The organism is Glutamicibacter sp. BSL13 (assembly GCF_052928425.1).
Window position 1 is genome coordinate 40916 of sequence record NZ_JAVGCZ010000017.1, and the last position, 12193, is coordinate 53108.

General features: G+C 67.7%; 11 protein-coding genes. All 11 read right to left on the reverse strand.

The features are described from left to right. Positions 1 to 17 precede the first annotated feature (17 nt). Positions 18 to 377 carry a hypothetical protein gene (locus RCJ92_RS05145; protein ID WP_446753931.1) on the reverse strand — a complete coding sequence of 120 codons (360 nt, stop codon included), beginning with the start codon at positions 375 to 377 and terminating at the stop codon, positions 18 to 20. Then, entirely contained in the window at positions 378 to 2390 is a 2013-nt protein-coding gene (locus tag RCJ92_RS05150) for a helix-turn-helix transcriptional regulator (protein WP_446753932.1), read from the reverse strand. A gap of 95 nt (positions 2391 to 2485) precedes the next feature. Next, positions 2486 to 2881 (reverse strand): FKBP-type peptidyl-prolyl cis-trans isomerase, encoded by a 396-nt coding sequence (locus RCJ92_RS05155; protein WP_138173973.1) that lies wholly within the window; start codon positions 2879 to 2881, stop codon positions 2486 to 2488. A gap of 36 nt (positions 2882 to 2917) precedes the next feature. Then, entirely contained in the window at positions 2918 to 3847 is a 930-nt protein-coding gene (locus tag RCJ92_RS05160; RefSeq protein ID WP_138926206.1) for an FKBP-type peptidyl-prolyl cis-trans isomerase, read from the reverse strand. A gap of 138 nt (positions 3848 to 3985) precedes the next feature. Then, complete coding sequence (pafA, locus tag RCJ92_RS05165; RefSeq protein ID WP_446753933.1) at positions 3986 to 5359, reverse strand: Pup--protein ligase; 1374 nt, start codon at positions 5357 to 5359, stop codon at positions 3986 to 3988. Positions 5360 to 5449: 90 nt separating this feature from the next. Continuing rightward, positions 5450 to 5635, reverse strand: coding sequence for a ubiquitin-like protein Pup (locus RCJ92_RS05170; protein WP_138173967.1), 186 nt, complete (start codon positions 5633 to 5635; stop codon positions 5450 to 5452). A gap of 118 nt (positions 5636 to 5753) precedes the next feature. Further along, positions 5754 to 7379, reverse strand: a complete 1626-nt coding sequence (dop, locus tag RCJ92_RS05175; RefSeq protein ID WP_446753934.1) for a depupylase/deamidase Dop — start codon at positions 7377 to 7379, stop codon at positions 5754 to 5756. After that, entirely contained in the window at positions 7376 to 9055 is a 1680-nt protein-coding gene (gene arc, locus RCJ92_RS05180; protein WP_421015501.1) for a proteasome ATPase, read from the reverse strand. The genes dop and arc overlap by 4 nt, the downstream gene beginning before the upstream one ends. A 127-nt stretch (positions 9056 to 9182) precedes the next feature. After that, complete coding sequence (locus RCJ92_RS05185) at positions 9183 to 10193, reverse strand: tRNA (adenine-N1)-methyltransferase (protein ID WP_138174265.1); 1011 nt, start codon at positions 10191 to 10193, stop codon at positions 9183 to 9185. A gap of 101 nt (positions 10194 to 10294) precedes the next feature. After that, the gene (locus tag RCJ92_RS05190; protein ID WP_396278538.1) at positions 10295 to 11416 is read right to left on the reverse strand and encodes a site-2 protease family protein; all 1122 of its coding nucleotides are present in this window, start codon (positions 11414 to 11416) and stop codon (positions 10295 to 10297) included. Beyond that, positions 11413 to 12126, reverse strand: a complete 714-nt coding sequence (locus RCJ92_RS05195) for an HAD family hydrolase (protein ID WP_446753935.1) — start codon at positions 12124 to 12126, stop codon at positions 11413 to 11415. Before RCJ92_RS05195 ends, RCJ92_RS05190 begins: the two co-directional genes overlap by 4 nt. Positions 12127 to 12193: the final 67 nt, after the last annotated feature.

Sequence of the window (12193 nt, forward strand, 5' to 3'; positions counted from 1 at the left end):
TTGCCTTTAAGTCTACGTCAGAACAGGTGTACGTCGTACACGTTCTGGCGCTGGTTCCGGGCGTCACGGCGGGCCACCCGGGCGGCGCGGCGGGCCTCAACGCGCTCGGCCTTGCCCGTCTCCTTCAGCTGCCGGATCTGGTGCGGATCCCCGTGGGTCGCATCGGTGCCGCTGGGGTAGGTGCGCGGGCGCGGGGTGTAATTCACCACGGTGCCGGGTTGGGCCATATCGGAGGAGAGCTTGTCCGCGGCGTCGCCCAGGCTTTGCATGACGCTCATGCCGCGCCGGAAGAGGCGGAAGCCGGCCACGATGGCGGCCAGCAGCGTGGCCAGGATCAGCACGGTCCACACCAGGACCCAGAACCACCAGGGAAGCATCTATGAATCATCCTCATTCGTGTTGCGTTCGGCACCCAGCCAGGTGTTGACGTAGTCCACGGCCTCGGCGGGAGCGACCACAGCAATCCTACCCCCATGGCGGGCCACCAGCGGGGCGAGCACCGAGTAGTGTGAGAAACGCACCTTCGCCAGGTAGCCGCCGTCGATCTTCTTCGACCAGGCGTCGGGCTGGTACGCCTCGATCTGCGCCACCCGGCTCTGGTCGATGAACAGTTCAACCTGCGGATCCTGCTCGGTGGCCGCGTAGCGCAGCTGCGGCTGGCCGCTGTCCTCATGGCGCCGGCCCAGGGTGAAGTGCTCCCCGGTGGTGTTGGCCGCCAGGATCCGGTCCAGCCGGAAGGTCAGGATCTTTTTCCGGGTGCGGCACCAGGCGCGCAGGTAGCGCCGCTGCCCGTCCTCCACGAAGCGGATTGGTTCGATGTCGCGTTCATGGTGGCTGCCCGAGGAGAGCGAGTAGTAGTCGATGCGCACCACCTGGTGCTCGTGCACCGCCCGGGCCAGCAGCGCATCCGCGTCCTGCTCGCGCACCTGGTTCAGCGCAAAGCCCAGCGCCCCGTTCCACCCCTCGAAGCGGGCGACGGCCTCATTGAGCTTGGCCAGTGCCGAGTCCAGGGTGGCGCGGTGTTCAAAGTTCGGGATGCTGGCCAGCGCGTTCAGCCCGCCCAGGACCGCCACCGCCTCCATGGGGGCCAGCTTCTGCGGTTCGGCCAGCAGCGCCGCGTTGGAGATGGAGACCCAGTCGGTGTCCAGGTCCCCGTCGTTGACGTTGATCAGTTCATCGTGCTGCCCGCCGGGGACCCCGCACATCATGATCAGCGCGAGCTCCTGGCGCACCCTGGCCAGGCTGAGCTCGTAGCGTTCGGCCAGTTCGGCCACCGTGGCTCCGCCCTGGGCGACCACGTACTGGATCATGTCGATGTTGCGCATCACCTGCTGGGCGGTGGTGCCGCGCCCCGTGGAGCGCCGCGGCTGGTATTTCACCTCAAGCCCGGCGTAGCGTTCGGCCACCTGGCGCTGCATGGTGCGGGCCTGCTCCAGCAGGCCGGCCACCTGTTCGGCCAGCGCCTGCGGGCCGAGCACGCTCAGGTGCGGCCCGTAGCCGGCCAGTTCGGTGGCGAACGCCTCCTGGTCGGCGTAGGCGATCACCAGGGTGTCCCCCGGGGTGCCGGGTTCGGCTGGCGTGGTTTCCAGGGCCCGGGCGCGCAGCGGCAGCGCCGCCTCGGCGTGGATGCGCACCGTGGCCAGTTCGGCGTGGTGCTGCAGGTCGAAGTCCTGCAGCACCTGGGACATGGAGAACCCTTCGGGGCGCGGATGGTAGGTGCTGCCCTTGGGCAGGGTGGAAAGCGTAAAACTGCCGGTGATGCGCGAGAGGCGAAAGACCCGGCGCTCGTTGCGGGTGTGGTCATACCCAGTGAAGTACCACTGCCCGTAGCGCTGGCCGATCCCCCACACGTCCACGGTGCGTTCGCTGTGCTGGCCGCCGGCGTCCCGGTAGGTGAAGTGCACGCTCTTGCGGTTGAACACGGCCAGCGCACAGGCCTTGAAGTTCGGGTCGTCCATGGACAGCCGCGGCAGGTAGGAGCCCAGGTACGGGGCGATGTCCTCGGTGCTGGGCTGGGCGCCGGTGAGCCGTTCGGTGGCGCTGCGGGCCAGGGCCTGCAGCTTGGAGTCCTTCCACAGCGTGGCGGCCAGGGCGATCAGCGCGCTCTCCGCGGCGCTGAAGGAGATCGGCGGCAGGTACCAGTCGGTGGTGTCGATGCGGTAGTGCAGCACCCCGTCGTAGTCCTCGGTGACCAGGCGCAGCCCGAATTCGTTGCGGATCTCGTCCTTGGCCCGTTCGATCGCCTTTTCCCGGGCTTCGGGGTTCCCGCCCGGGTTCAGGTATTCGCCGATGCGTTCGGCGGTCCATTTGCGCTGGCTGGTGGACAGCGCGTAGATCAGGCTGGTCAGCCGTTCGGCCCTGCTGGGCCCTTCGCTCTGCTTTGTGCTCACGTGCCTACAATAGCCAATCCGGGTGGGGGTTTCGTGCAGGTTAAGCACCGCTGGCCCCGACGGATCGGGGCCAGCTGTGCGGGTGTGACCTGCTGCTACTTGATGCCCATCAGGTCCACGACGAAGATCAGTGCCTCGTTCGGGCCGATGGCCCCGGGGGCGCCGGCCGCGCCGTAGGCCAGCTCGGAGGGGATCTCCAGGCGGCGGCGTCCGCCGACCTTCATGCCCAGCAGGCCCTGGTCCCAGCCCTGGATGACCATGCCCACGCCGACCGGGAAGTCCAGGGTGGAGCCGCGGTTCCAGGAGGCGTCGAATTCCTCACCGGTGGACCAGGCCACGCCCACGTAGTGGGCCTGCACGGTGGTGCCCGGGGTGACTTCCGCACCGGTGCCTTCGATCAGGTCGGTGATGACCAGTTCGGTGGGCGCCTCGGTGCCCGGGAAATCGATTTCCGGCTTGCTGCGATCGTAGTTGCGTTCGCCAAACGACATGCGTGTCGCCTTTCTGTGGGTGATGATGGGCCGAGGTTATTCGGCGTTGGAGACCTTGGTCAATTCTACGTAGAACACCAGCGGGCCGGAGGGACCCTGGGTGGCGTTGTCGCCGTAGGCCATGTCCGAGGGGACGCTGAGCAGCAGCTTGGAGCCTTCCTTCTGCCCGCTCAGACCCTTGGTCCAGCCGGAGATGACCTGGGAGAGGTTGAACTTGGCGGTGTCTTCGCTGTCGAAGTTGCCGTCGAACTTCTTCCCGTCGGCCCAGGTGACACCGTGGTACTTGACCTCCACGTCGGAGTTCTCGGTGGCTTGCGCGCCCTTGCCCTCCTCCAGCACGTCCACGGCCAGGCCCTGCGGGGCCTGGGTGTCCTTCGGGATGCTGATCTTCGGTTCCTTCTCGCTGGTGTCCACGCTCGGCAGCTGCTTGGCGTCCTTCAGCTCCTTGACCTTGGACTGCTCCAGCACGGTGCTCGGGTCGCTGGCCGACTCGACGTTCATCACGATGATGCGTTCGGCGCGGGCGCCGTCCTCCGGCTCGGAGACGCTGCCGTCGGACTTCGGGTTGCCCTCCACGGTGGTGTAGGCGATCCAGGAGCCGACCTTGGAACCGATCAGGGTGTCGTACAGTTCGGGCATCTGCTGCTTCATGGTGTCATCGACCTTCATCGGCACCGCTTCGCCGGTGAAGTTCTCATCGACCTTCATCCCGTCGATGTTTTTGTAGATGCCGGACTTCAGCTTGATGGTCTGGCCCTCGGAGATTTCGTTCCCCTCGCCTTCGACCAGCACCTGGGCCTCGGACTTCTCGGTCAGCAGCGGGGCGTCGATCTTCACCGACGGTTCGCTGTTGGCGTCCGCCCCGGGCTTCACCTCGATCGAGTCCAGCGAGGTGCTGGAGCCGGCACCGCAGGCGGTGAGGGCGAGCACGGAGGCGGTGACACATACTGCCAGGACTTTGCGCACAGATTCTACTTTCGTAGCAGGTTCATCGTTTGCACCCCGCCGCAAGCCGGTGGCGCGGCGGGAGGACTTTTTCCAGATTAATGCGGGAATCTGTGAAAATTCTAATTCCCCGCTGGCTAAACCGGCGATGCGCGGCACCTAGACCGGCTGGCGCATCAGCTCGATCAGCTCATCGACCCGCGGATCTTCGGTGGCGAACGGGTCCTTGCACAGCACCACTCCCCCGGGTCCCTCCTCGTATTTCATGTGCACCCAGTCGGTGGAGTAGCGCCGGCCGGTGGCCCGGGCGGCATTGACGAACTTGGCCCGGATCGCCGCGCGGGTGCTCTGCGGCGGGTGGCTGACCGCGTGGCGGATCTGCTCGTTGGAGACCACGGTGCTGGCCATCCCGCGCTTCGCCAGCAGGTGGAAGAGCCCGCGGGCCGGGTCGATGTCGTGGTAGGTCAGGTTCAGTTGGGCGATCCGGTGCGAATCCATGCCCAGGTTGTGCTTGGCCGCGTACCCGGTAAGCAGCTTGTGCTTGATCGCCCAGTCGATGTCGGTGTCGATGAGTGAGAAGTCCTGCTCCTGCACGGCGGTGAGGGTGCGTTCCCACAGTTCCATGATGCGCGGGACCAGCTCGTGGTGGGCGCCGTGGCGGTCCAGGAAGTTCTGCACGGTCTCCAGCAGCTGCCACTGGATCTGCAGGGCGGTGGGTTCGTCCCCGCCCATCAAGCGCACCACGGTCTGCCCGGTGAAGTCGTGGGAGACCTGGCGGATGGAGCGGATCGGGTTCTCCAGGCGCAGATCGTGGTAGATCTCCCCGGATTCGATCATCCGCAGCACCAGGTCGGTCGCCCCGACCTTCAGCAGCTGGGTGGTCTCGCTCATCGAGGAGTCCCCCACGATCACGTGCAGCCGGCGGTAGAGTTCGGCGTCCGCGTGCGGTTCGTCGCGGGTGTTGATGATCGGCCGGGAGCGGGTGGTCGCCGAGGAAACGCCCTCCCAGACGTGGTCGGCGCGCTGGGAGAAGACGAAGCGGGTCTGCCCGTCCACCTCCACCAGGTGCCCGGCGCCGGTGAGCATCTGCCGGGTGACCAGGAACGGGATGAGCATGTCGGCCAGCCGCTTGAATTCGGTGCGCCGGGAGATCATGTAGTTCTCGTGGCAGCCGTAGGAGTTGCCGGCCGAGTCGACGTTGTTCTTGAACAGGTAGAGCTTGCCCTGGTGCCCGGCGTCGGCCAGGTCCTCCTCCGCCTGCTCGACCAGGTCCAGCAGGATCGCCTCCCCGGCCCGGTCGTGGGCGATCAGCTGGGGCAGCTGGTCGCATTCGGCGGTGGCGTACTCGGGGTGGGAGCCCACGTCCAGGTAGAGCCGGGAGCCGTTGCCCAGGAACACGTTGGAGGACCGTCCCCAGTCCACCACCGGCTTGAACAGGTGCCGGGCCGCGTCCTCCGGGGTCAGCCGCCGCCCGTCCAGCGGGACGTAGCTGAGCCCGTACTCGGTTTCGATCCCAAAGATCCTGCGGTCCACGTGCTGGTCCCTTCCGGCTGCCGGCACAGCCCTGAGTCAAAGTTGGTGGTGCGGCAGGCCGCTGCCCGCCGCAGGGGTGAAGGCCTGGGCCTACTGGCCGCCCTTTTGGACGAAGCCGCGCACGAATTCCTCGGCGTTGGTCTCCAGCACCGAGTCGATCTCGTCAAGCAGGTCATCCACCCCGGCTTCGGTGCCCTGGGTGTGTGTCAGGGCCTGCTCGACCTGCTGTTCCTGTTCCTGGCGGTTGCTGCGCGGGGAAATGCTTTCCTGGCTCATGGTTACTCCTTCTTCGTGGTGGCTGGTGGCGCCGGCGGGTCGGTGGGCCGCTGACGGGACAGCCGTTCTGCTTATGGAATTGGGGCCACACCGTGCCGGTGGGCGCTTGCTGCCATTGTCAGCCGACCGGGTGCTGCTTGGCCAGCTCACTAAGGAACTGCGAAATCTCCAGCTCGGCCTCGAACAGCTGGCCCACCTCGGCGCGGGTGCCGCGCAGCGGCTCGGGCAGCGGGATCCGCCGGACGCGCCGGGCCCCGGGCATGGACAGTGACAGCGCATCCCAGTTGGCGGCGATTACATGGTCCGCATAGTGCTGCAGCACCTTGCCGCGCAAGAACGCGCGGGTGTCCGCCGGCGGTTCAGAAACCGCCGCGGCGATCTGGTCCTGGCTGTACAGGGTCTCCATCATCCCGCGCGCGGCCAGCCGGTAGTACAGGCCCTTGTCCTTGCGCAGGTCAGCCCACTGCAGATCCATCAGCGCCACCTTCGGGTCATCCAGGCCCACCCCGTGCCGGGCGGCGAATCCGGTGATCAGCTGCTGCTTGGCCACCCAGTCCACGGTGCGTGCGGCCTTGGCCGGATCGGTGGCCAGCACCTGCAGGGTTTCACGCCAGCGGGTGAGGATCTCGGTGGTGTGCTCATCGGTGATCCCGCGTTCGGTGCAGTACGCCTCGGCGGCGTCCAGGTAGCGCTGCTGGATCTCGATGGCGCTCAGGCGCGCGCCCCCGCGCAGCCGCACGGCGGTGCGCAGCGAGGTGTCGTGGCTGATTGCCTGCAGCGCCCCCACCGGGTCGGCCAGCTCCAGGTCCGGGGCCTGGCCGGCCTCGATCAGCGAGAGCACCAGGTTGGTGGTGCCCACCCGCAGCAGCGTGGAGACCTGGCCCAGGTTCGCGTCCCCGATGATCACGTGCAGCCGGCGGTACTTCTCCCAGTTGGCGTGCGGTTCATCCCGGGTGTTGATGATCGGGCGGTTGATGGTGGTTTCCAGCCCCACCTCGGCCTCGAAGAAGTCCGCGCGCTGGGAGATCTGGAAGTCGGCGCCCCCACCGAGCTGGCCGCGGCCCACCCGTCCGGCGCCGCAGATGATCTGGCGGCTGGCGAAGAACGGGGTCAGGCCCTCAACCAGGCGGGCGAAGTCGATTTCACGGGGCACCAGGTAGTTCTCGTGCGCCCCGTAGGAGACGGACTTGTTGTCGGTGTTGTTCTTGTACAGCAGCAGTTCCCCGCCGCCGCGCTGGGCGGCGTGGGCGGCGGCCAGGCGCACCACCTCGTCCCCGGCCTGGTCGTAGAGCACCGCGTCGCGCGGGGTGGTGACCTCCGGGCTGGAGTATTCGGGGTGGGCGTGGTCCACGTAGAGCCGGGCGCCGTTGCCCAGCACCATGTTCATCACCACGTCGGTGGACTCGACCTCCTGGTACAGGGTGCGCCCGATGCGCGCATCCCCGCCGTCCAAGGCGATGGACTCCGCGTCCCAGACCTTGGTCTCCTCCACGGTGGGTTCCACGTCGGTCAGCTGGCTGGGGTGGGCCTGCTCGCGGCTGAGGGTGTAGCCGCGCGCATCACGCAGCGGGGTTTCGTCGCTGTAGTCCCAGCGGGCGGCGCGCCGGGCCGCGTCCCCGTGGCGCACCAGCTGGGCGTAGCCGTCCACGATCTGTGCGGAGAGCACGGTGGCGTTGGCCTTGGGCATGCCCGGGCGGATGACCCCGTACTCGGTCTCCAGCCCGACCAGCCGCCGGGCGCTCACTGGGCACCCCGCGCGTCGACCAGGGAGCGGATGTGGCTGATCTTTTCCCCCTTGCGCCCGGAGATCCGGGCCCAGTCATCCGGGTTGGTGGTGTTGGGCATGTCCTCGTGTTCGGCGAACTCCTCACGCACCGCGGCCAGCAGGTACTCCATCTTCAGCCCGCGTTCCCCGGTGGTCAGCAGCGCCTTGATGGCCCGCTTCTTGGCCCGGTCCACCACGTTGCGGATCACCGCTCCGGAGGCGAAGTCCTTGAAGTACAGGATCTCGGTGTCCCCGTTGACGTAGGTGACCTCCAGGTACTGGTTGGAGGCGTCGGTGGCGAACATGTCCGCCACGGTGCCGTGGATCATCCGCTGCACGGTGGCCTGCGCGTCCCCGCCGTCGGCGGCGACCTCGGATTCGTGCAGCGGCAGGTCGGTGGTCAGGTACTTGCCGAAGATCTCCGCGGCACCCTCGGCGGTGGGGCGGCGGATCTTGATCTTCACATCCAGCCGGCCCGGGCGCAGAATCGCCGGGTCGATCATGTCCTCACGGTTTGACGCGCCGATCACGATCACATTGTCCAGCCGCTCCACGCCGTCGATCTCGGCCAGCAGCTGCGGGACGATGGTGGTCTCCACATCGGAGGACACCCCGGTGCCGCGGGTGCGGAACAGCGAGTCCATTTCGTCGAAGAACACCACCACCGGGTCTCCGTGCAGCGCCTTTTCCCGGGCGCGGGCGAAGATCAGGCGGATGTGGCGTTCGGTTTCGCCCACGTACTTGTCCAGCAGCTCCGGGCCCTTGATGTTCAGGAAGTAGCTGCGGGCCTCGGTGCGCCCGGACTTCGCGGCGGCGCGGGCGGCCAGCGAGTGGGCGACCGCCTTGGCGATCAGGGTCTTGCCGCACCCGGGAGGCCCGTAGAGCAGGATGCCCTTCGGGGCGCTCAGCCCGTGTTCGCGGTACAGCTCCGGATGGCTGAAGGGCAGCTCCACCGCGTCCTGGATCGCCTCGATCTGGTTGCTCAGCCCGCCGATGTCGGAGTAGGAGATGTCCGGGACTTCCTCCAGCACCAGGGACTGCATGTCGGTCAGCTGCACCCGGCTCATGGCCAGCCCGGTGCGCGGGTCCAGGGTGAGCTGGTCCCCCACCCGCAGGTGCTCCTGGCGCAGCGGCTGGGCCAGTTCCACCACCCGCTGGTCATCGGCGCGGGCCATCACCACGACCTGGTGGTGCTCCAGGATTTCCTTGATGGTCACCAGTTCCCCGGTGTGCTCGTAGCCCAGGGCGGCGACGATCACCATCGCCTCGTTCAGCAGCACCTGCTGGCCCACGTGCAGTTTCTCGAAGTCCAGCAGCGGGCTGATGCCCACCCGCAGGCGCCGCCCGCCCTGGGAAATGTCCGCGGACTGCACGGCGGTGGATTCGATCCCGGTGCCCGCCTCGGGGTGCTGGCGCGGGTGCTTGGCCAGGATGGTGCCGTGGCTGAAGGGGGTGTCCCCGTCCTTTTCCAGGGCCGACTTCAGGTCGACGATTTGTTCGCGGGTGCGTTCGAGCATGGCCACCAGGCGCTGGTTGTTGCCGCTGAGCGTGGCCAGCTGCCGGTCCAGGTTGCGGTTCTTGTCCCGCAACACGTTGACCTGGCGTTCGGTCATGGACAGTCGTTCGGTCAGTTCCTGGTCATTGTGCTCGGACACTTGATCCCTCCCACGGCATCGGCAACGGTCAGCTGGCCCATTAATGGGTTTCCCGTCTTAGGTCATCCTACGGAGCAAGTACGCCGCACCGTAATCCGATGAGCGAATGTTGCCCACATACTGGAATCTACTCCTGTTCACGCACCCGTGCAGGGCGAGTTGCATCACGTGCGGCCCGGCGCAGCTTCTTGTCCGAGACCCCGCGCTCCCCCAGGGCTTCGGGCGTCCATTCGGATTCGTCGTGGTCCCTGGTCCAGGCCGAGACGTCCTCGGCGGCGAAGTTGTGCTCCTTCACCCGCTTGGCCTTCGGGATGCCCTGGGAGTCATCGGCCAGCCGGCGGGCGGTGATCAGAAACGCGGTGTGCGCCACCATCCGGTGGTCGGGGCGCACCGCCAGCCCGTCCACGTGCCAGCCGCGCACCAGGGTTTCAAAGCATTCGGGTTCGGTGAACTGCCCGGAGGCGCGGATCGCCTCGACCACCCGGGACATCTGGGTCACGGTGGCCACGTAGTTGGTCCACACCCCGCCGGGGGCCAGCACGGTGGCGACCGCGTCCAGGCATTCCCAGGGGCTGAGCATGTCCAGCACCACCCGGTCCACGCTGCCCGGCTCCTCCAGTTCGACCACCTTGTCCTGGAAGTCCCCGATGGAGATCTGCCAGGCCGGGTGCTCGCCGCCAAAGACGGTGTCCACGTTCCCGCGGGCAATCTCGGCGAACTCCTCCCGGCGTTCGAAGGAGTGCAGGAACCCGGTGTCCCCGATGGCGCGCAGCAGCGAGATCGACAGGGCCCCGGAACCCACCCCGGCCTCCACCACGCGGGCTCCGGGGAAGATGTCCCCGAACTGCACGATCTGCGCGGCGTCCTTCGGGTAGATCACCGCCGCCCCGCGCGGCATGGACAGCACGTAGTCCTTCGCCAGCGGGCGCAGCAGCTGGTAGCGATAGCCCTCCACGTTCTCGATGACCGAACCGTCGGGCAACCCGATGATCGCATCGTGTTCCAGGATGCCCTTGTGCGAGTGGAACTGCCCGCCGGCCTCCAGGGTGATGGTGTTGATGCGGCGCTTCTCATCGGTCAGCTGCACCCGGTCCCCGACCCGAAACGGTCCGCGGCGGGCGGCGGCCCCGTGGGGCATGCTGGCTTGGTTCTGGCTCACGAAATTGGCTTCCTTCTGGCTGATGCTGTCTACAGGATTGGTGTGCCCGGTGTGCGGGCGAAAAATTGCGGGTGGGCGGGTCAGCGCACGTTCAGGGCGCGCAGGATCTGTTCCTGGTGCAGCACCCCGACGATGTACCCTTCCTCGCTGATCACCGCGTATTCGGCGGTTTCCACGGTGGCCAGGTAGTGGATCAGGGTGTCCCCGTCCGAGTCCTGGGCGATCACCGCCCCCTGCCCCAGTGCCCGGCTGACCGCGGTGGCCGGGGTGGTGGGCCCGGCGTGTTCGGGCACCGCGCTCAGTGCGCCCTCGTCGACGACCGCGATCGGCATCCCGTGCGGGTCCACCAGCACGATCTGTCCGCCGCGGGCGGCCAGGCGCCGGCGCACGTCGGCGACGTTCACGGTGCTGAGCATCCCGCTGGCCGGGCTCATCAGGTTCCCGGCCTTCACCCCGGGCAGGCGCAGGCGCAGCTTGGCGTGGGCGATCAGCGCGCTGGTGGCCTGCCACATGAACAGGGCCACCATCACCCCGATCACCAGGGTGGTGGTCTCCAGCGCCCGGCCCATGACCAGCGGGATGACGGCGAACCACAACACGATGCCCACGGCGATCGCCCGACCCACCCACGCCGCCACGATGGTGCCGCGATCCTGGCTGCCGGTGGCCTTCCACACGGCCGATTCGACCAGCCGCCCGCCGTCCAGCGGCAGGCCCGGCAGGATGTTGAAGATGCCCAGCAGCAGGTTCGCGTAGATCACGAAGTTCAGGATCGCCCCGATCATGAACGTCGGTTCGAAGATGGTGGCCGCGACCCAGCCGATCCCGGCGATCACGAAGTTGCTCACCGGCCCGGCCAGCGCCACCAGCAGGGAGGCGCCCGGGGTGGCCTGGAAGGAGCCGAACTGGGTGTGCCCGCCCCACAGGGTCAGCACGATGTGGGAGTTGGGCCATTTGAAGTAGCGGGCCACCATGGCGTGGGCCAGCTCATGGATCAGCACGGCCAGGGCGATCATCAGCGAGCAGATGAACCCCAGCAGGTAGGCGGTGGTGGCCGGGATCCAGGCGGTGCGCTGCAGCTGCATGCCGAAGATCACCGTGATCACCACGGTGATGAAGAACCAGGAGTAGGCAAGGTAGACCGGGACCCCGGCGATCCTGCCCAGCCGGAGCCCGGGCGATTTCTCGTTCAGTTCGCTCACGCGTTGATCTGCTCCAACCAGGTGTTCAGTTGTTCAATGGACAGCTGCCGCAGCGATTCGCTGCGCCGCCACGGCCCCTGGCCGGGGTCGGTGGCGTTGGGGACCAGCACCGCGAACAGCCCGGCGGCGCTGGCCGCGGTGATGCCCGGCAGTGAATCCTCCAGGCCCACGCACTGGGCCGGGTCCAGGGAAGTCTCGAATTTTTCGCCCAGCAGCTGCAGCCCGCGCAGGTACGGTTCCGGGTCCGGCTTGCCGTGCTCCACCTCGTCCCCGGTGACGGTGACGTCGAAGTACGCTTCGGGCAGCTGGGCGAGGAAGTCCTGCACGATGCTGCGTTCGCTCATGGTCACCAGCGCCTGCGGGATCCCGGCGGCGGAGAACTGCTGGAGCAGCTCCAGCGCCCCGGGACGCCAGATCAGTTCGCGGCGCAGCCCACTGATCACCTCGGCGGAGAGCTCGTCAATGATCTGCCGCACGCCCAGCTGGACCCCGGCCTGCTGCAGCCCCCGGGCGGCGGTGGGCAGGGCGGCGCCGACCAGCGCCTCGGACTGGGCCTGGCTCCAGGTCCCGCCGTGGGCCAGCACCAGGCGCCGTTCGGCGGCCATCCAGTACGGCTCGGTGTCGATCACCGTGCCGTCCATGTCCCATAGCACCGCCTGGATGCGGTGGTCGGGGCGCGGGAGCGGGGCGTGCTCGTTGTGGCTAGGCATGTCTTGATTCTACGTGAACCGGGCCGGATCCCGGCCCGCCCCGACCGGCGAACGCCCAGGTGCGCGG

Bases quoted from the DNA above. Each gene is read 5' to 3' on its own strand.
- RCJ92_RS05145 (WP_446753931.1), bottom strand. From the start codon at position 377: ATGCTTCCCTGGTGGTTCTGGGTCCTGGTGTGGACCGTGCTGATCCTG.
- RCJ92_RS05155 (WP_138173973.1), bottom strand. From the start codon at position 2,881: ATGTCGTTTGGCGAACGCAACTACGATCGCAGCAAGCCGGAAATCGAT.
- RCJ92_RS05170 (WP_138173967.1), bottom strand. From the start codon at position 5,635: ATGAGCCAGGAAAGCATTTCCCCGCGCAGCAACCGCCAGGAACAGGAA.
- RCJ92_RS05185 (WP_138174265.1), bottom strand. From the start codon at position 10,193: ATGCCCCACGGGGCCGCCGCCCGCCGCGGACCGTTTCGGGTCGGGGAC.
- RCJ92_RS05195 (WP_446753935.1), bottom strand. From the start codon at position 12,126: ATGCCTAGCCACAACGAGCACGCCCCGCTCCCGCGCCCCGACCACCGC.